Below are 20,961 nucleotides of genomic sequence, written 5' to 3'. Positions count from 1 at the left end.
AATTTCCTTTTTAAAATTCAACATTTAGTCCAACCGTGTAATTTGCCATTAAAGGAGTTCCCTGTGTAAATCCTTGACCTGTTTCCGGGTCCCAACCTCTCCACTTTGTAAAGGTTGCTAAGTTTTTTCCACTCACATATAATTTCATTTTGCTGAATCCCATCTTTTCCAATGCATTTCGTTTAAACGAATACGTTAAACTAACATCTTGGATACGTACAAAATTACGCTGCAAATAACGATTTGGCTCATAGGTCCCTGGACCTACTAATGTCCTAAACCTGGCATCGGTGTTCTCTGTTGTCCAATAGTCCCATGCACCTTTAGGTACATTTTGACTATAGTAGCGATCATCACCAGTGTTACCTGCACCAAAAATAAGGGCATCTGTTCCGTAATAATAATCCTTACCTCCTTGGATGGTATTGATAAAAGTGTATAAACTTAACTGTTTATACTTAAAGGTATTGGCAATTCCCATACGGAAACCAGGATCTGTATAGCCTAATATTTTTTTATCACTGATTGCAGAAAAGTCACCACTTTCGTCTAAATCTGCAATTCTATATTCGCCCACATTAAATCTATCGGGAATAATACCTGCATCGGCATCTGTTTGTTGCCAAATGCCAAGAATTTCATAATCATAGATTACGCCCGTTGGCTCACCAATAAACAATCTATTATTAACCAAATCATCTTCTATACCATCACCATCCTCATCTGCTCCTAAAATGGAAACAATTTCATTTCTATTTCTTGAAAAATTAATAGATGATTCCCATTGAAAATCTTGACTCTTGATTACTTGCCCTGTTACCGTAAATTCAAGTCCATGGTTGGCAAATTTTCCGATGTTTGTGTTGATACTTGTAAAACCGGTAGCATAAGGTATTTGAATTGCATAAAGTATATCTTTTGATTCATTATCATAATACTCAACGTTACCCCTTAACCTAGAGTTTAAAAAAGCAAAGTCCATACCCACATTAAGTCCTGTTGTTGTTTCCCAACCCAAACTATTATTGGCTAAGCTTGAAATATCTTGACCGATAACGGTTGCTCCGCCATCTCCGAAAACATAACTATCACCTGCAGCTACTACGGCTTGAGTATCATACCTACCTACGGCTCTTCTTCCTGTAGTACCATAAGAACCTCTGAATTTCAAATAATTTAACCAGGTATCAACACCGGTCATAAAATTCTCTTCACTTACAACCCAACCAGCAGCAACAGAAGGAAAAACTCCGATTTTTTCTTCAGATCCAAAACCAGAAAACCCATCGCGCCTTACTGTACCAGTAAGCAAGTATTTGTTATCAAAACTATACTGCAATCGTCCCATAGTATATAAACTGGTCTCTTTCTCCTTACCAGAACTAACACCATTAAGCGCAGCATCACCAGCTTGTAATCTATTGTATCCTAATAAATCGTTGGTGAAATTTGTAGCATTTGCATTGGTAAAAGAGGTTATAATCTCTTCAACACCGTATACTAAGGTTGCATTAATATTATGCTTATTATTAATGGTTTTAGTATACGTTAGAATATTATCCAGGGTCCAATTGTAATTAATGGAAGAATTCTTATACGCATAACCTAATTCATTAGCTGCATTAGGATCAAAATTATCACGATTAGTTGTTCTGTAATTTTGAGAAAAATTAACACGGTAATTTAAACCATCTATAGGCAGTTTAACATCTGCATGAATATTGGCAAACAAATTCAATCTTTTATCGCTATCTAATGTTTCCAAATCCAAAAGTGGATTTAACCATGTATTTTGAAGCACTTGTCTTGGTGTTGTTCCATCCGCCTCATATATAGGTGTCCATGGGTGCACTAAAGAAGATAAGTCTGATCTTGGAGTAACACCAGAATAATCACTTGTGGTAACAAAAGCTTCTGTACCAACATCTAACCAATTGTTAATTTTAGCATCCAAGTTCATCCGGTAATTAACCTTTTTATAATTATCATTAATAACAAAACCTTCAACATCCGTAAAACCTCCAGAAAAGAAATAGCCAAAATCTTCTGACCTTCCTCTAACACTTAAATTATGAGTATTTATATAACCATCTCCTGTTATAATGTCCCACAAACCGTTATTAAATCCACTGGCATAACCATCCTTCATTTCCTGTGTATTCAATAATGATTGCACATCCTCACCGGGATACGCATCCGCCAAAAACTCTTTTAACTCCGCAGACTCCATAGGTTCCAATGCATTACCTGTAGGAGTTTGGACCGTGTAACTTGCAGAATAACTAATTACTGGTTTACCAATAGTCTTTCCTTTTTTAGAAGTAATTAAAATTACACCATTAGCAGCCTGAGATCCGTATATAGCAGCCGAACTAGCATCTTTTAACACATCAATAGACTCAATATCTGCCTTGTTCAAATCAACCAAACTACCACGATAAATAATACCATCAACTACAATTAATGGTGCATTTGCTGCAGCGCCACTAGACAATGAAGTTTGCCCTCTAACCGTAATTGAAGGATTTTCTCCCGCAGCATCTACCGCACCAACATTTAATCCTGCTACAGTTCCTTGCAATGCTTGTATTACTGATACATTGGGTATTTCTTCTATATCATCAACATTAAAACTAGCAACTGCCCCTGTTAAATCGCTCTTTTTGGATACACCATACCCAATAGCAACAAACTCATCCAAGCCAATGGCATCGCTTTCAAGGCTAATATTCACTTTTGCTTGACTCCCAACTGTGATTTCTTGAGATTTCATCCCTAGGTAAGAAAATACCAAAGTGTCTCCAGTTTTTGCTGCAATTGCATATTTACCATCGAAATCTGTTGTTACCCCATTGGTAGTACCTTTTACCATTACGGTTACCCCTAAAAGGGGTACTCCAAACTCATCTTGCACAATACCTTCTACCATATTTTGAATAGTAGTTGAAGGAGCAGCACTTGAAAGTTTAGGAGAAAGTACAATCTGTTTGTCTTTTAAGGAAACAGCTATGTTTTCATTTTTAAAAAGAGCATCAAGTATGTGTGCTATTTTTCTCTTCTTAAAATTCAGACTTACTTTCTTTTCCACATCAACTAAGTTGTTGTTATACAGAAAGAAGAACTTACTTTCGTTTTCAATTTTCAACAATACTTCTTTTATAGAGGTATTGTTTACATTCATTGTAATCTTTTTGCTTTGGGCATACGAATTTGAAGGTATAATTACCCCAAATGATGACAGACAGACGATAATGATCATTAATTTCATAATCAAGAACATTTTAGAGAGCGAAAACCTATTGCTAGATTTCCCATCCGTTAATTTTTTTTTCATAATTTTGATATGGTATTTGTTAATACTAATTAATTCCCTGATTTCATACGTCAGGTTTAAACATTCAGGGAAGTGCTCCAACACTTTCCTGTTTTTATTTATTCTAGTTTTTCTTCATTCGCATTACTATTAGTTACACATTGAGGTTAGTTATTTTTGGTTCGTAACAGAATTTTTCGTTTGCCGCTATCATCATTGCTTTGGTTTTCAGACATCACAATTTCATAGTCCATTGCCGATGATAAACTCAATAATTCTAAAACTTGTTCTAAGGATTCATTATTAAAGGTGGCCGTAAACCGATACTCTTTTAATGCCGCATCTTCAATTTGAATTTCAATATTATACCATTTTTCCAATCGCTTGATGACAGCATCAATTGGATCATTATAAAATAAAATGGAACCCTCTTTCCAAGCCGTGTACTTTTCTAATCTCGAATCTCTTGAACGCCTTAGTATTTCAGAATCCACATCATAGGATACAACATCATTTGGTCGCAATACCATAACTTCTTTTTGTCCGTCATTTCCATCTTGAAGTAAACTCACTTTACCTTCAACCAATACAACTAACAATGAATTATAATCGTCATATGCATTCACATTAAAAGAAGTGCCATATACTTTTACATCTAATTTTTTGGTATCTACAATAAATGGCTTATTTACATTCTTTGTTACTTCAAAATACGCCTCCCCTTCCAATGCTACTTTTCGCTCATCCATACCTTCAAAAGAAATTGGAAAACGAAGTGTACTTCCCGAGTTAAGCCAAACAACTGTACTATCATTTAAAACAAATTTGGTTTTAGTTCCATATGCGGCCCGTACTTCTTGGTACACTATTTCCTTTTCAGCACTACCTACAACATCATCTCCAACGAAGTAATTCAATGTAAATGACAGAAATATTGCCAAAATTAAAACTGCTGCCAAGCGGCCTGCATAAAAAAGAACTTTTCGCTGGGTTCTATTTTTATTAATTCTCTTTTTTGTTGCTACAAGCGAAGATTCCACATTAATAGCTTCTATTAAAGCTAAGGATTCTGTTTTTTTCCATAATTCCGTGTACTCTTCATACTTTTTCTCGTTTTCTATGGAGTCTAATAGCCAACCATCCAAAAACACTTTTTCTGACGCAGTTAAGGTGCCATCAAATGACTTGGCAATTAAACGTTGAATCTCTTTTTTCTTCACAATAAATGACTTCTTTAACTAGTAGACGTATCTCACCCAGACACACCCTATGTGCTTCTTAAAATTATTTTAAATTTTAACATATTTATTCCATTTTTCATAGAATTGAAGGTACAAACCTCTACAAAAGGACTATTAATTAGAAAGTTTTCTAAACGAGAGGATTTGAACTAAAACGCCTTTATAAAGGGAATGACAAGATTATAAGTATTGCTTGTTCATCTGTATAACCATTTAAGGTAACTTATAAAATAGATTATAAAAGGAAAGGAAAACTATGTGAATTACAACCTAAATCCTAGGCCTGAAAGAATTTACACAAGACCAACAATCCGATGGTAACAGTATAAAAATAGCCATTTAAATCATTCCGCAATAAGCGCAACGCCCTACTAACCAGCGCCTCAACTGCTTTTCCTGAAATATCCATTTTATCTCCTATTTCTTTATAGGTAAGATTTTCAAACCTACTATATTCAAAGGCCAACTTGCTTCTTTTTGGCAAAACCGAAATTGCACATCTCAACTTCTCTTCAAATTCACTATGCAGCAAGTGTTCATCAGTATTTGACACCGCTTCCTTTTTTTCTAATTTTTCGTAAACATTTTCTTGGGCTCTCGTTTTACGAATGTGATCTATACATCTGTTGCGTACCATAAACGCTAAATAAGCCGATAGGTTGCTTATTTCACAGATGTTCTCCCTGGAGGACCATAATTTAACAAAGCAATCTTGAACCAAACTTTGAGCTTTATCCATATCATGCACATAACTTTTTGCGTTAACACAAAGTCCTTTGTAATATTTACGAAACAAATAATCAAAAGCAGCTTCGTTACTTTTCTGTAGTTCAGAGATTAAAAAATCATCTGAAGTAAATTCTTTGACTACCATTTTAAATTTAGTTTTAATAACACTTACGCTTACAAGTATGGGGTTTTGAGGTTAGCGCATTAAAAACCCATATCAACAACATTCATCTAATGTTTCCCGTCACATGCATTTTCTAAAAATTCTGACATTATTTTATGCCTTTCAAGATGGATGTTCTAACGGCAAACCTGCCATTTTTAATATCTCCATCACATTCCATAATTAATAGCCGCTTTAATTCTTCCGCCTTCTCAGGATTACTCGCTAATACATTATGCTTCTCTTTATAATCATTAGGTAAGTAATACAACTGATAAATATCTTTTTCCGCAAAATATCTAAGTTTCCATCCATCCTTTGCAACTATTGCCGGACCAAAAAATGACGCATAAACCACATATTGATGCCCAGCTTCTTTTTGTCCTAGTAATTCTGGCAAATAAGACAAACCATCTTTATTACTTGGCAAATCATAGCCAACCAAATCGGCCAGAGTTGCCATAAAATCATAATTGGCAACCAAAGCTTCAGAAGTAACATCTGCTTTTATTTTCCCTGGCCATCTAACAATTAATGGCACTCTAACACCACCTTCCCAATTGCTTCTTTTAACACCGGCCATACCATCATTACCATCAAAAACATCTCCTCCAATATCACTGTAATACTTGGTCTCTACATCATCAAAAAACTCACCGGTTTCCATATTTCTCACAGGCTTCAACACCCTACCTTCTTGGGTATAGTATATCTCGTGCCCATTATCTGATCCAAAAACCACCATAGTATTGTCATCAATACCTAAATCTTTCAGCTCTTGCATGATTACTCCAACATGGTCGTCTAGCATCCGTACCATTGAAGCGTATTCTTTTTCAATCTGAGTTAACCTATTATCATGTACAAAATCACTATGGACTTCTGGAATTGAAACCGGCCCATGAGGCAACTGTGTAGGATGGTACAGAAAAAATGGTCGATCTTTATTCTCGCGAATAAAGCCTACTATTTTTTCTAAGAAGATATTTTGAGAATAGGTTGTTTTCCCTTCCATATCCCACCTTTTCTTATAGGTTTCTTCAGTTTCCAACTCTATACTCTTACCACTATCACTTCTAGTATTTCCGGCTATGTTCACCATAGTACCATTTTCAAATAAAAAGGCAGGATAAAACCCATGACATCTTACGTGATCTAAAAAGCCATAATAATAATCCCAACCATGTCTTTTCATTTGTTTATCAGTAGTAGAAAATCCCCATTCTAATTTTCCAACCTCCCCTGTTACATAGCCGGCACTCTTCATAACTTCTGCTAAAAACACTTCTTCTTTAGGAACTTCACCAATTTGAGCATTCAACTTATCCTCAATTTCTTTTTGAGTAAATCTACCCGATGATATATTTTTATAAGCCCCACCACCAGTAATCTTCCACTTATCACCATGGGCATCATGATAACCCGTAATAAGGCTAGCCCTCGCTGGTGCACAAAACATACTGCCGTATGCATTTTCAAAACGCATTCCTTCTTTTGCTAGTTTATCAATGTTGGGAGTTTTAATAATTTGCTGACCTTCCACAGAAAGCAAACCTCTACCCAAGTCGTCAGCATAAATAAAGATCACATTTGGTTTTTGGACAGTCAACGCCTGATCATCACCTTTCTTTTTATCTTTCACCAAACCTGAACATCCACCACTTAAAATTACGATCAAAATAAAAAAGAACGCTCTATTAAAAACTAATGATGTATTATTTTTCCTAAACCTCATAATTCGTATCAATATACTATGTTACCAAAACTCTTAATTAAATCTATTTATACACTTTAGATCATTATACCAAAAACAACACTCGTAATAAAGACTATTATTCGCCATAAAGATATTAAAATAACTTTCATATATATACAAATTTTTAGTTGGGAAGAACAAATTACTGTATTGTACTAATAATCAGTATATTAAAAATTAGTTATTTTTTAATTAAAAAAATAAAATAATAATTAATAGCCCATCATTTTGATAAAATCAATAAAAAAATATACTTTTAAACATATTTTTAAAAAGTCTTGTGTTTTTTTAATTTTCACCCTTAACATAAAACATTTAGCTAGCACAAAAACAACACATATGGAGTTTAATAGTAATACACTTAGGAGTTTCGTTTTAATTTTTTCGCTTGTCCTTATTTTTTCTTGCAAATCGGATAATACTAAAGAAAAAATTGTAGCTCAAACCCCTCCAAATATACTTTTTATCCCAGTTGATGATTTACGTCCAGAATTGGGATGTTATGGAAACGACTTTATAAAAACACCAAACATAGACCGACTAGCCACACAAGGTGTAGTTTTCTCTAGAACCTACTGCCAACAAGCCGTTTGTAACCCGTCTAGAGCAAGCTTACTTACAGGATTACGGCCAGACTCAATTCAGGTTTGGGACTTAGCCACAAAATTTAGAGACAATCTACCTGATGTAGTAACGCTTCCCCAATATTTTAAACAAAATGGTTATACAACAATAGGAATCGGAAAAACATTTCATAATGACATCCCTGATTCTATATCCTGGACAGAAAGACCACATCTTAAAGGTTTCCCATATGACCCAGATGCCGTATACGCAGATGCCGTAAATCTTGAAATTCTTGAAAATAAAAAACAAAAATTAATAGCTGAGGGCAAAAACAGAATAGATCCTTTGGGCCAATGGTACTTAAAAGCAAATGCCGTAGAAAGTGCAGAGGTAGACGACGATGCTTATTATGATGGCGCTCAAACTTCCTATGCTATAAAAAGGTTGCAAAAACTTGCCACACAAAAGGAACCTTTCTTTTTATCTGTGGGTTACTATAAACCACACCTACCTTTTAATGCTCCCAAAAAATACTGGGATTTATACACTAGAGATTCTATTCCCTTGGCTACCAACCAATTTGTTCCAGTTGGCAGCCCTGAATTTGCCGTACATGGCGACCAAGAACTTAGAAATTATGACGACAGCCATGATTTAACAAAACCACATGAAGGGCCTTGGGACGAAAATAGACAACGCGAATTAAAGCATGGTTATTACGCAAGTGTATCCTATACAGATGCACAAATTGGAAAATTGATTGACGAATTAGAACGATTAAACCTGATGGATAACACCATTATTGTCCTTTGGGGTGACCATGGCTATAAACTGGGAGAACACAACGGATGGAGCAAAATGTCTAACTACGACATAGACGCACATGTTCCTATGATTATAAGTGGCGCAAAGGTAAAAGCAAAAGGCAGAAAAAGTAATGCTCTTACAGAACTGATAGACATCTACCCTTCCCTTTGTGAAATGGCAGGTTTAGCTGTGCCTGATCATCTACAAGGCAAAAGTTTTGTTCCCTTATTAGAAAACCCAGATACAAGCTGGAAAACTGCCGTGTATAGCCAATACCTATTGGGAAGATTTGGTGCCGCAGAAACACGAAAAAAGGAAAGAATGGGTTATTCCGTTAAAACAGATCAATACCGATATATAGAATGGTATGATTGGAATAAAGAATTAAAAAAGAAAGGTGCCTACCTAACTAGCGAACTTTACAATCATTACACTGATCCACAAGAAAATAATAATATAGCGCATAACCCAGAAAATTCAAAAGCATTACAAGAACTTTCGGAACAACTTCAGAATGAATTTTAAAAATTAAATAACCAACCAGAACAGATACAGAAAATTATAATTCTTTTACTCGTCAACATAGGGTAACACCCTTTACTAATCGTCTTTTATACAGTACAAAATAATCCGGAAAATATTATATATGCAATTTCATCAAATTTCTAAAAAAGTATCCTTATTTGCAGTAGTAGCCTTATTTTGCTTTAGTCTATCTGCTCAAGACACAAAAAACCCGAATGTAGTTTTCATCTTAGTAGATGATTTAGGTTGGATGGATATCGGTGCCAATGGTAGTTCTTTTTACGAAACCCCAAATATTGACCAATTGGCAAAAGAAGGTGTTCGTTTTACGCAGGCTTATGTTGCATCTCCCATTTGCTCCCCAGCTAGAGCTTCTATTTTAACAGGTAAAAACCCAGCTAGAATTAATCTTACCCAATGGATTGGAGGTCCTGGAAACCCAGATTACGAAAGAAATTTACCGCTTGAAGAAGTTTTATTCCCTGAAGTGTTACAAGAAGCGGGGTACAAAACAATCTTCTTAGGTAAATGGCATTTAAATAATGTGGCAGGTGAAGAAAAATTTTGGCCCAACAAGCAAGGTTTTGATATTAATATCGCTGGCCATTTTAGGGGGGGACTTTATATTAAAAACAAATACTTTTCACCTTGGAATATACCAAACCTAGAAAACGGTCCTGAGGGTGAATATATGACAGACCGACTGGCTAATGAAGCCGTTAATTTTATTGACAAAAACGATAAAAACCCATTCCTACTTTATTTCTCATTGTACTCAGTACACGCTCCGTTTGACGCTCCTGCTGATAGAGTTGCAAAATACACTAAAAAGAAGGAGAAATTAGGTCTTACGGATCAACAACGATTTGCGGAAGAAGACAATGGAGGAAAACCATTCACCTATAGAACAACACAAGATCATCCTACTTATGCTGCTATGGTAGAATCTATGGATATGGCCGTAGGCAAAATTCTTAATAAACTTAAGGACAAGAAAATAGCCGACAATACGGTTGTTATATTTTTCGCCGACAATGGAGGCTTATCTACGTCTGAAGGGACACCCACCTCTAATGCTCCATTGAGAGCTGGAAAAGGTTGGTTGTACGAAGGAGGAATTAGAGAACCTGCAATAATTAAATGGCCAGGAACAATACAACCAGGAACAGTGTCTGATGCTGTAATTACAAGTATGGATTTTTACCCAACCATCCTTGAAATGACAGGGCAACCACTTCGTCCAGATTTGCATATGGATGGAAAAAGTTTAGTACCGCTACTTAAAAATGAATCTAAAAAGGTACACGATGTCACTTATTACCACTACCCACATCGTTCCAATCAAAAAGGAGGCCCTAGTAGTGCCATCCGCGACGGAGACTACAAGCTTATTATTTTTCTAGACGACAACAAACTAGAATTGTACAACATAAAGAATGATATTGGTGAGCGCCATAATTTAGCTTCAGAATTACCTGAAATAACAAACCATTTGTATAAAAAATTATTCGACTGGTGGGATGAAGTTAATGCCAAATTTCCAAAGGAGTTTGTTAAAAAAGCCCCTTTGAACTAAACCTTTTTTTTTGAACACAATTTAATGTCTTAAGAACATACAGAATGAAACAAATGAAATTCATATTTACCTTGCTTTTTATACTGGCTATCACCTTTGGAACAGCTCAGAAAAAAGAAAAAATAAAAGTGGCTTGTATTGGCAATAGTATTACTGTTGGCCATGGTATTAAAGACCGACTTAAAGATGCCTACCCTGTACAATTAGAACGCATGTTAGGAGAAGACTATGAGGTTAAAAATTTTGGTGTCAGCGGTCGAACACTTTTAAGCAAAGGAAATTCTCCTTATATTGAAACAGGTGCTTACAAACAAGCTTTAGCTTACAACCCAGACATCATCCTAATTAAATTAGGTACTAATGATAGCAAGGACTTTAATTGGATTTATAAAGATGAGTTTACTGCTGATTATTTGAAATTAATTAAATCTTTTCAAAGTTTACCATCAAAACCTACAATTCATTTATGCCTAGCTGTTCCAGTCTACCAACGAGGCAAAAAAATTAGTGCAGATATTGTTGAAAAAGAGGTTAATCCAAAAATTACAGAAATTGCCCGCACTCAAAATTTGAATTTAATTGACCTTTATACTCCAATGCTAAGAAAGGGTGATTTTTTCCCGGATGATATCCACCCGAATGCCAAAGGAGCTAGTGAGATCGCAAAATTAGTTTACACTGGAATTACAGGAAACAAAGCCACTCTAGTAGAACAAAATTTCCCTGGGAAAAAATCCGATTGGAAAGGATTCACCAAATATACGTTTGAATTTAACAAGACAAATGCTTTTGTTATTGAACCTACAAACGCACTCAGTGGTAAACCATGGGTATGGAGAGCACGTTTTCCTGGTTGGCATACTGAAATGGATAGCATTCTACTTTCAGAAGGATATCATATTGCTTATCTAAATACAGACGATCAATTTGGTAGCCCAAAAGCTGTTAAATCTTGGGATAGTTTTTATAAATACCTTATAAGGTCTCATGACTTTAGCGTAAAAGTTGCTTTGGAAGGCGTTAGTCGTGGTGGCTTATTTGTTTACAACTGGGCCAAGAAAAACCCAGAACTTGTAAGTTGTATCTATGCAGAAGCTCCTGTATGTGATTTTACAAGTTGGCCAGGCGGATTTGGTACCGGTATTGGCTCTGAAAGGAACTGGAAAATTTTAAAGGAAGAATATGGATTTTCTTCCGATGCTGAAGCCAAGCAATATGCGGACAATCCTATAGACAATCTTGAGGCCTTGGCCAAAGCAAAAGTACCCATCTTACATATGATTAGTTTAACAGATTCTGTGGTACCCCCAAAAGAGAACACCTTCCCCTTGATAAACAAATATATTGAACTGGGCGGAATAGCCACTGTAGTTACTTGTACCGAAGGAAAGCAAACCTTACACGGCCATCATTTTCCCATTGAAACACCACGCTTGGGAGCCGATTTTATAAAATACCACACAAAAAAGGAGCCTACAATTTTGAACTCAGCAGCCTATCACAACCTAAGGGGTGGTTTGCAAAACAGCTTTCTTAAATTTCAGCGAGAAAAAACGGGCCGAGTGGCTTTTTTAGGAGGTTCTATCACCTATAATGGGGGTTGGCGCGATAGTATTACAAACTATTTAAAAACTAAATTCCCAGAGACAAAATTTGAGTTTATCGCTGCAGGAATTCCTTCAACAGGTAGTACTCCAGCTGCTTTTAGAATGGAACGTGATCTTTTTAAAGGAGGCCCTGTAGATTTACTTTTTGAAGAAGCCGCCGTAAATGATGACACAAATGGCAGAACAAACGAAGAGCAAATACGCGCTATGGAAGGTATTGTGCGCCATGCCCGCTATAAAAACCCTGCAACTGATATTGTCATCATGCATTTTGTAGATCCAGGGAAAATGAAATCGTATCGCAACGGCATCATTCCACAGGTCATACAAAACCACGAAAAAGTGGCAAAACACTACAACATTCCCACAATAAACCTAGCTAAGGAAGTTACAGATAGAATAGATGCTGGTGAATTTAGCTGGACCAAGGATTTTAAAAACCTTCATCCCTCTCCATTTGGGCAAGGTATCTATGCACATTCCATGCTTACCCTTTTAGACAATGCTTGGACCAGACCTATGGCTGAAGATGATAAAATTGGCAGCTACCACTTACCAGACCCCATAGATCCGTTTAATTATGACAAAGGCATGCTCATAGATATTAACACTGCAAAACTAAGTGGCGATTGGAGAATAGTAGAAAATTGGAAACCTCAAGACGGTAAAGGAACAAGACATAACTACACCGATGTACCCATGCTCATCAGTGAACAAATTAATTCAGGCAAGGCTACTTTAACTTTCACTGGTAATACAGTTGGAATAGCCGTTGCCGCGGGACCAGATTCTGGCACAATTAGCTACAGAATTGATGGTGGTACTTGGCAAAAATTAGACCTACTAACCAATTGGAGTAGAAGTTTACATTTGCCTTGGTTTTTTACATTAGCTAGTGGGTTAAAAAATACAAAACACAAGCTACAGATTAAAATTATAGAAAATGAAGATCCTTCACAAAGGGTAGGCAACGCTTGTAGAATCCGCTATTTCTATAGCAACAAATAAAATATTATAATTTCCACTATGAACAGACAAACTACATCCTATTTCAAGCATTGTTTTTTATTGCTAATCACCCTCTTGTTTGGTTTAAAAGCCAACGCACAAGAACCAATTAAGGTTTTTATTTTGGCTGGGCAATCGAACATGCAAGGGCACGGAGAAATGGAAAAAGGAGCGAAAGGCAATCTTAATTGGGTAGTTAACAACGATAAAACGGGTACCTACAAGCACCTACGCCAAGACAATGGGGATTGGGCAAAAAGAGATGATGTTTTTATTTACACCCAAGACAAATTTGAAAAATTAAAAACCGGAAAATTAAGTGCCGGTTACGGAGCATTGGACCATACAATTGGACCCGAGTTAGAATTTGGAAACGTAGTAGGTGATCAATATGGGTCTAAAGTCCTACTTATTAAAACTTCTTGGGGTGGCAAAACCATAGCGGTAGATTTTCGTTCCCCTAGCGCGGTAGGCCCAAATGGGTATCATAAATTGCCTGCTAAAGAAAAGGATACTGGCTATTATTATGTTAAAATGCTTTCTAACATTTATCAAGTATTAGACAGTCTGCAAAATTATGTTCCTGGCTACAAAGGCGAAGGCTATGAAATTTCAGGCTTTGGCTGGCATCAAGGATGGAATGATAGGGTTACAAAAAGTGCAAACCCATACTATGAAGAAAATTTGGTGCATTTTATTAAAGATGTTCGCAAGGATCTAGGAACACCTAATCTCCCTGTAGTAATTGCAACTACAGGAATGAAGGGTTGGGCAGACAAGGACCCAAGAGCACTTTCCATAATGAATGCACAGTTGGCCATGACGAACTACCCGGAATTTAAGGATAACGTATCGGTTGTGGACACACGAGATTTTTATATTGACAGCGCTAATTCACCTGCAAACCAATTTTATCACTGGAATAGAAATGCGGAAGCTTACCTTCAAATTGGAGAAGGTATGGGCAAAGCTATGGTAGCCTTAAAAAAGGCACAAACTGCTCAAAATATTTCTCAAAAAACTAGAACTGTTGCCAGCTATGACAACAACTACCTAACTCCTACCCCACCCGTGGGATGGAATAGCTGGAATGCCTTTGAAAAGGATATCGACGAAAACAAAATAAAGGAAATTGCCGATATTATGGTGAGTTCTGGTATGCGAGATGCAGGCTATAAATATTTGGTTTTAGACGACGCTTGGATGGCTGCAGAAAGAAATGAAAAGGGACAGTTGGTAGCTGATTCAATTAAATTCCCTAGTGGAATGAAAGCGATTGGTGATTACATCCATAGCAAGGGCCTTAAATACGGAATTTACGAATGTAGAGGAGATTTAACCTGTCAGAATTTACCGGGTAGTTTTGAACACGAACAAACAGATATGGATTCTTTTGCTGAGTGGGGCGTAGATTATATTAAATTAGATGCTTGTTTTGCTAGAAAAAACGGGAGACTGTCTACAGAGGATTTTGATGTATACCACAAGGCAATCTTAAACACTGGCAGACCTATGATTTTGAGTATTTCCGATTTTGGAAGTGGTGCTTGGGCTTGGGGCGGAAAAAACTACGGACAACTTTGGCGTACTTCAGGTGATATTTTTCCAAGAATCCAATCTGTGTACCGATGTGCTGAAACCTCTGGAGGGGATGGTGCCATTCACCCTGCCTTTAATGGTTTGTGGCAATTTGCTGGGCCCGATAGTTGGAATGATCCTGATATGTTGCAGGTTGGAAACCTAAAAAGTACTGTAGAAGATAAAGCACATTTTAGCCTATGGAGTATTTTAGCAGCACCAATTATGGCGGGTAATGATTTACGCGTGATGTCTGATGACGTTAAAAATATTCTTACTGCCTCTGAAGTTATCGCTATCAATCAAGACACAAGGGCACATCAAGGATATAGAGTCTACAATAAAGATAGTATTGAAATCTACAATAAGCCGCTAGCCGATGGTACTACAGCTGTTTTACTATTAAACAAGAGTGAAAAAATAGCAGCTATAACCGTTCTTTGGGAACAAATTGGCGTAATGGGTTCACAAAATGTAAGAGACCTTTGGTTAGAAAAAGACCTTGGAGAATTTAATGGATCCTTTACAACTAAAAACCTTGGTAAACACGAACACCTATTACTTAAAATTGGCACAGTTGGCAGTACACCTATAGGCGGGCCAATCCCAGTGTCTGAGGAAAAATATACAGTAACCCAGTCAGGAATCACCTATTTAAGTGATATCTATTATATGCTTAAAAAAGGAAATGCCCCAGTTGAAGATAAAAATTTTCATGGAAAGCATCTGAAAATAGGTCGTAAGAAATATAAAAAAGGGTTTGGGGTTAAAAGCAATTCAGAAATGATGTATAACCTGAACGGAAAAGCCGATCGTTTTAAAGCCGTGGTTTCTTTGGGTAAAAATTCACCCAAAGGAGCAACAGGCCGTTTTCAAGTTATGGTTGAAGAAAAGTTTGGAGGACGTGTACTTTTTGATAGTGGCCCTATGAAAAAAGGAGATGCTCCTGTTAAAATAGATATCGATGTTAGCGGGTTAAACTTTATATTACTAGATTTTTCTGGTAAAAAAGTGTTTGGAAACTGGGGAGATACCAAGGTAATTTCTAATTAATAAAGACTGTTTTACAACAGATCGATAGCAACAATGACTACCCTGAGTAGGAGTATAAAAAAATAATTTCAATACGGAATACATGAAAAACAAAAACAGATTATCGCTCATAATTTTACTACTGGTTGTCGTAGTACTTATTGGTTTCATAGTACCAACATTTTTTAGTTCAGAACCTCAAAAACCTTTACTTGCCCTGAGCGATGAAGTGGCAAAATTAAAATTAGAGGATGCCAAATGGATTACGTACGACAGAAAATTACCAGAAACTGATTCTTTGTTTTACTTAACGCATCCTGCTCCATTGTTTCGGAAAGAGTTTACTCCAAAGAGTTCAATTTCATCAGCTCGTTTATTAATAACTTCGGCTGGATACTACCAAGCTACCATAAACGGTGAGCCAATAGGAAAAAACATTCTAGACCCTGCTTGGACCAATTTTAGCAAACGTATTTATTTTTCTGAGTACGATATCACAGCCCAAATAACCAAGAACGCCAACTGTTTAGGAGTTAGCCTTGGGAATGGTTTTTACAATCCTCTTCCTTTAAGAAAGTGGGGACGCAGAAACTTAAGGAAAGACCTTACAGTAGGAAAACCTACACTTACGGCAAAACTATTAATTGAGTATGCTAATGGAGAAACTGAAGAAATAAGTACAGACAACACATGGAAGTACACGTATGGTCCCATTCAAAAAAACAGTGTTTATATTGGGACTGTTTATGATGCACGACAAGAAATAGCAGATTGGAACACCGTTGGTTATGACGATAAGCAATGGACTTTTGCCAAACTTAGCGATGGCCCAGGCGGCGAATTACAGAAGGCATTTTTTCCACCAGTACAAGTCACTCAAACTATAAAACCCACTGGCATTACTAGTCCTGAAAAGGGAGTTTATATTGTAGATATGGGTGTTAATTTTACGGGTACTTATAAAATTAAACTAAGCGGAAAGCCTGGAGATAGTATCAATTTCAGGTTTGGGGAGCGTATTTATGAGGACGGAACATTAAACCCAATGACCACTGTTATAGGACAAATTAAAAGAAAAGGTGTGGGCGGACCTGGTGCTCCAGATATCGCTTGGCAAACTGATAGCTATATTATTGGTGATTCTAAAGAAGCCTGGTTTCAACCCCAATTTACATACCATACTTACAGATATATGGAAATTATCGGCTTAGAAAAAGAACCAAAACTACAAGACATCCAAGGTCTTTTCTTTAATACTAGTGTTGATACTTCCAATAGTTTTAACAGTTCATCAGCCTTACTGAATAACATCCAAGATATCACACAAAGGTCATTTTTATCAAATCTAATCAGTGTACAGTCTGATTGCCCTGCCCGAGAAAAATTTGGTTATGGGGGCGATTTAAATGCAACCAGCGAAGCCTATATCAACAACTATGATATGCGCGGAATTTACCGCAAAACAGTTTATGACTGGGTAGACGCGATGAAAGATTCTTCCTTTGTAGATACTGCCCCTTTTGCAGGAGTTCAATACTGTGGTATCAGCTGGGAGTCTGCTTATTTAACCACGCAGTACTACTTATACCTCTATTACAATGACACCGATTTTGTAAAGGAAATGTATGAAAAGAATAAAACGTGGATGGAAAAAGTAGCCAGAATTCACCCTGACGGTTTGGTTGAAAAAGGTTTGAGCGATCATGAGTCTTTAGAACCCGTGCCTGTCCAATTAACAGGTACAGCTCATTACCTGCAAAGTGCTGAAATTATGGAAACCTTTGCTAAGGTCATGAACGACGAAGAAAATGCATCTAAATATAGGGATCTTGCTAAACATTTAAGAGGATTGATTAAAACAAAATTTTGGGACACTCCTATAACCAATAAAATAAACCGTCAGACTTTATTTTCTACCTTACTTTATCATAATATTATACCAGAAGCTGAACTTGGAGCTGCCAAAGATTCTTTACAAAAAGCAATAAACAACGGCCCTTCCGGACATTTCAATACAGGCATTTTTGGCACCAAATACGTTTTAGAAGCCGCTTCTAAAAACATTTCACCCGATACTGTATTTGATATTGTAAATAGCAGAACATACCCAGGATGGGGGTTTATGGTAGATAATGGAGCCACCACCCTGTGGGAAACTTGGAAAGAAAGTGATGGCGTATTTTCTAACAACCACCCTATGTTTGGTTCTGTAACTGAATGGTTTTACAGATGGTTAGGTGGTATACAACCCGATCCTGAAAACCCTGGTTTTAAAAGATTCTTTTTAACACCGGCCACCCCTGAAGGACTTGAATTTGTGAATACAAAATACAATTCACCTTATGGAACCATTGTATCCAATTGGAAGAAGCTTGCCCCTAACTCATATGAATACACCTTTGTAATTCCTGCAGCGAGTAGTGCTTTGATTCAATTGGAATTCAATACTACTCAAGAAATTAACATTATCAAAGATGGTGCACCCTTTAATAAAGAGCTAAAAACGGCTGATTTTGAACTCAACGAAGGCAATTACACCATTGTTATAGCACCAAAATAAGTACATACCCATATTAGTGCGCTACACTTAACAATACCGAATCATTAGAATTAAAAACAATGACACAAACAACATTACAGTCCTTTTTTAACAAGAAGCCTTTTCTTTTTTTACTTGTATTTATTTCTTTTTTAAGCTTAACCGCGCAAGAAAAAGTTTTCCCTGGTGCTGATGAAAGAACACCATCTAAAGCACAATATTTTAGCTGGATCAACAATACAAATGAAGGGCCCACTGATGAACACACAAGAATTAACCTAGAATTCTTTGGTTGGCTTAAAAGTGAGTATGGGATGCAATTAGACATTTATGCTATGGATGCCGGCGCTATTGATGGTAAGAATTTCTATGGCAGTATTTATTCAGATCGATTTAAAAAGCAATTCCCCAATGGTTTTGACCCTATTTACAAGCAAGCAAAAGATCTTGGTATACGCTTAGGAGTTTGGGGTGGACCTGATGGTTTTGGAGACACGCCTGAAGAAGAAAAAAAGCGTATTGACGAAATGGTTAAGTTGTGTAGAGATTATGAATTTGCACTCTTTAAATTTGATGCCGTTTGCGGCCCATTACGACCAGAAAAAGAAGATGCTTTTATAAAGATGATGAAAGAAGCGCGTGTGCATAGTCCTGATTTAATTTTATTAAACCACAGACTGGGTCTTGATAAAGCAAAACCGTATGCCACAACTTTCTTATTTGGAGGCAATGAAACGTATATAGACATTCACATGACTAATAATGTAACAGCTCCTCACAACAGAGCTGCTGCATTGTCTAGAGGACTTGTACCAGAACTACAACGTTTAACAGAAGACCATGGGGTATGTATTTCGTCTTGTATCGATTATTGGGAAGATGATTTAATATTACAGGCATTTAACAGGGCCCTAATTCTTTCTCCAGAAATATATGGCAACCCTTGGTTACTAAATGAGAATGAATTTTCAAAATTAGCATACATCTATAATTTACACAAAAAGTATAGAGATATCCTTCTAGATGGTATGGTGTTAGATAAATCCTATGGACCAAATGCTGTGTCTAGAGGAAATGGAAAAACCCAATTAATAAGCCTTAGAAACTTAAATTGGGAAACTTCAACGTATTCTGTAAAGTTGGATGAAGAAATTGGACTTAAAGCTGATGGAAAAATTACATTACTTCAAGTACATCCTAGTGAAAAATTAATTGGTACATTTTCAAAAGGTGAGACCATTCCTGTGGATGTGCTTCCGTTTAGATCAGCTCTATTTATTGCTACTACCGAAGCCGATAACGATCCTATTTTAGCTGGAACAAATTTCCAAACCGTTAAAAATATCCCTGGTTCTCCAATTGAAATTGAAATTTTAGGAATGCCTGGAACTACTGCAAACATTGAGCTCCTTAACAACAATTTATTTAGTTCCGCTAAAATCAATGGAAAAAACACCCAAAAATTAGCGGATGGAAAAAAATTAAAAGTTAATTTTTCAGGAACCAAATTAAAAAACAACTATCACCGCAAACTTAATTCATTTGCAGAAACAACCATTCCGGTTGATGTTGAAGCCATCTACGAAGCAAGCATGTTTGCTGCAGACAACAATGCCTTAGAAGTACGTTCTTTAGAACGTTCTGGCGAAACCACAATACCAGCGGTTAAAGCTGCACGAGATGCATTTTTCAATCAAGATGCATTTGTGAATAGAGGTATCTGGGATAAAAATTTGTTTGATGGAGATTTAGACACTGGGTTTTGGCCTTCTAAGCGGTATCGCGTAGATACTCGTATTGAAGGAGGAGCTTTTCGCTTAGATTTAGGAGAAATCACTTTTTTAGATAAACTTCTAATCAGTGTTCCTAATGAGTTTGGATTACAGCCTTTATTAATCGGCGAAGGAAATTTTGTTGAAATATCTACCGATTTGGTACACTGGGAAGAATTAACCTATTTAGCTGCGATAAAATCAGAAATAAGCATCGGAAAAAAAGTACGTTACCTACGATTTAAAAATAGTCCACAGCAATTGGTAGAAATTGAAGGAATCGCCAACGGAAAAAAAGTAGACAGAAGCTTATGGAGAGCGTCTAACTTGTTCGCTCATCCAAGCAAAAAAAAGGCACAAAAAGTATGGAAGTCTAAAATAGTTTTAGACGAAATTGCTGAAGGAAGTTACCTCTGTATTGCGTTAAACGGAAAACACGGTGTAGAAGGCGCCTATGCTGCTGCCAAAATGGGAGATACTTATATTGGCGCACCAGACAGAGCATCGTCTTACCCAGCGAATAACTGGGAGTTTATGACCGCCCGCAGAGACAGTAACTACACCTATTATATTCCACTTGACGCTAGTATGGTAGGAAAAGAAATTGATGTTTTTGTGATGGGGTATGATAAAGAAAACCTCAGTTTTAATCCTGAATTATGGATTACGGCTTATCCACAACCCTTTAAAAAAATAAAACTAACATTAAGCAGGGAGTAAAACGAATTCTATTTTTAATTAAAAATAT

General features: G+C 36.5%; 10 protein-coding genes. 6 read left to right on the top strand and 4 right to left on the bottom strand.

Annotated features, from left to right (window positions below):
• Positions 1-10: 10 nt before the first annotated feature.
• The 4 genes from MWU65_RS04755 to MWU65_RS04740 form a co-directional block, all read right to left on the bottom strand.
• The gene (locus MWU65_RS04755) at positions 11-3,334 is read right to left on the bottom strand and encodes a TonB-dependent receptor (RefSeq protein ID WP_247076033.1); all 3,324 of its coding nucleotides are present in this window, start codon (positions 3,332-3,334) and stop codon (positions 11-13) included.
• Between the two features lie 146 nt (positions 3,335-3,480).
• A complete protein-coding gene (locus MWU65_RS04750) occupies positions 3,481-4,533 on the bottom strand; it encodes a FecR domain-containing protein (RefSeq protein ID WP_247076032.1) in 1,053 nt (350 codons plus the stop codon).
• 298 nt (positions 4,534-4,831) lie between these two features.
• The gene (locus tag MWU65_RS04745) at positions 4,832-5,428 is read right to left on the bottom strand and encodes an RNA polymerase sigma-70 factor (RefSeq protein ID WP_247076031.1); all 597 of its coding nucleotides are present in this window, start codon (positions 5,426-5,428) and stop codon (positions 4,832-4,834) included.
• A gap of 127 nt (positions 5,429-5,555) precedes the next feature.
• Entirely contained in the window at positions 5,556-7,181 is a 1,626-nt protein-coding gene (locus MWU65_RS04740; protein ID WP_247076030.1) for an arylsulfatase, read from the bottom strand.
• 360 nt (positions 7,182-7,541) lie between these two features.
• Between MWU65_RS04740 and MWU65_RS04735 the strand changes: the two genes are divergently transcribed.
• From MWU65_RS04735 to MWU65_RS04710, 6 genes are all read left to right on the top strand, one after another.
• Positions 7,542-9,101 carry a sulfatase gene (locus MWU65_RS04735; protein WP_247076029.1) on the top strand — a complete coding sequence of 520 codons (1,560 nt, stop codon included), beginning with the start codon at positions 7,542-7,544 and terminating at the stop codon, positions 9,099-9,101.
• Between the two features lie 121 nt (positions 9,102-9,222).
• On the top strand, positions 9,223-10,677 hold the full coding sequence (locus MWU65_RS04730; protein ID WP_247076028.1) for a sulfatase: 1,455 nt from the start codon (positions 9,223-9,225) through the stop codon (positions 10,675-10,677).
• A 53-nt stretch (positions 10,678-10,730) separates the two neighbouring features.
• Positions 10,731-13,292 carry a GDSL-type esterase/lipase family protein gene (locus MWU65_RS04725; RefSeq protein WP_247076027.1) on the top strand — a complete coding sequence of 854 codons (2,562 nt, stop codon included), beginning with the start codon at positions 10,731-10,733 and terminating at the stop codon, positions 13,290-13,292.
• Between the two features lie 18 nt (positions 13,293-13,310).
• A complete protein-coding gene (locus MWU65_RS04720; RefSeq protein ID WP_247076026.1) occupies positions 13,311-15,923 on the top strand; it encodes a sialate O-acetylesterase in 2,613 nt (870 codons plus the stop codon).
• Positions 15,924-16,005: 82 nt separating this feature from the next.
• Positions 16,006-18,462, top strand: coding sequence for an alpha-L-rhamnosidase (locus MWU65_RS04715; RefSeq protein WP_247076025.1), 2,457 nt, complete (start codon positions 16,006-16,008; stop codon positions 18,460-18,462).
• 59 nt (positions 18,463-18,521) lie between these two features.
• Positions 18,522-20,933, top strand: a complete 2,412-nt coding sequence (locus MWU65_RS04710; RefSeq protein WP_247076024.1) for a hypothetical protein — start codon at positions 18,522-18,524, stop codon at positions 20,931-20,933.
• The last annotated feature ends 28 nt before the right edge of the window (positions 20,934-20,961 follow it).

Source organism: Cellulophaga sp. F20128 (assembly GCF_023015805.1).
Classification (GTDB): Bacteria; Bacteroidota; Bacteroidia; order Flavobacteriales; family Flavobacteriaceae; genus Cellulophaga.
This window is presented reverse-complemented; position numbering and strand designations above follow the sequence as displayed.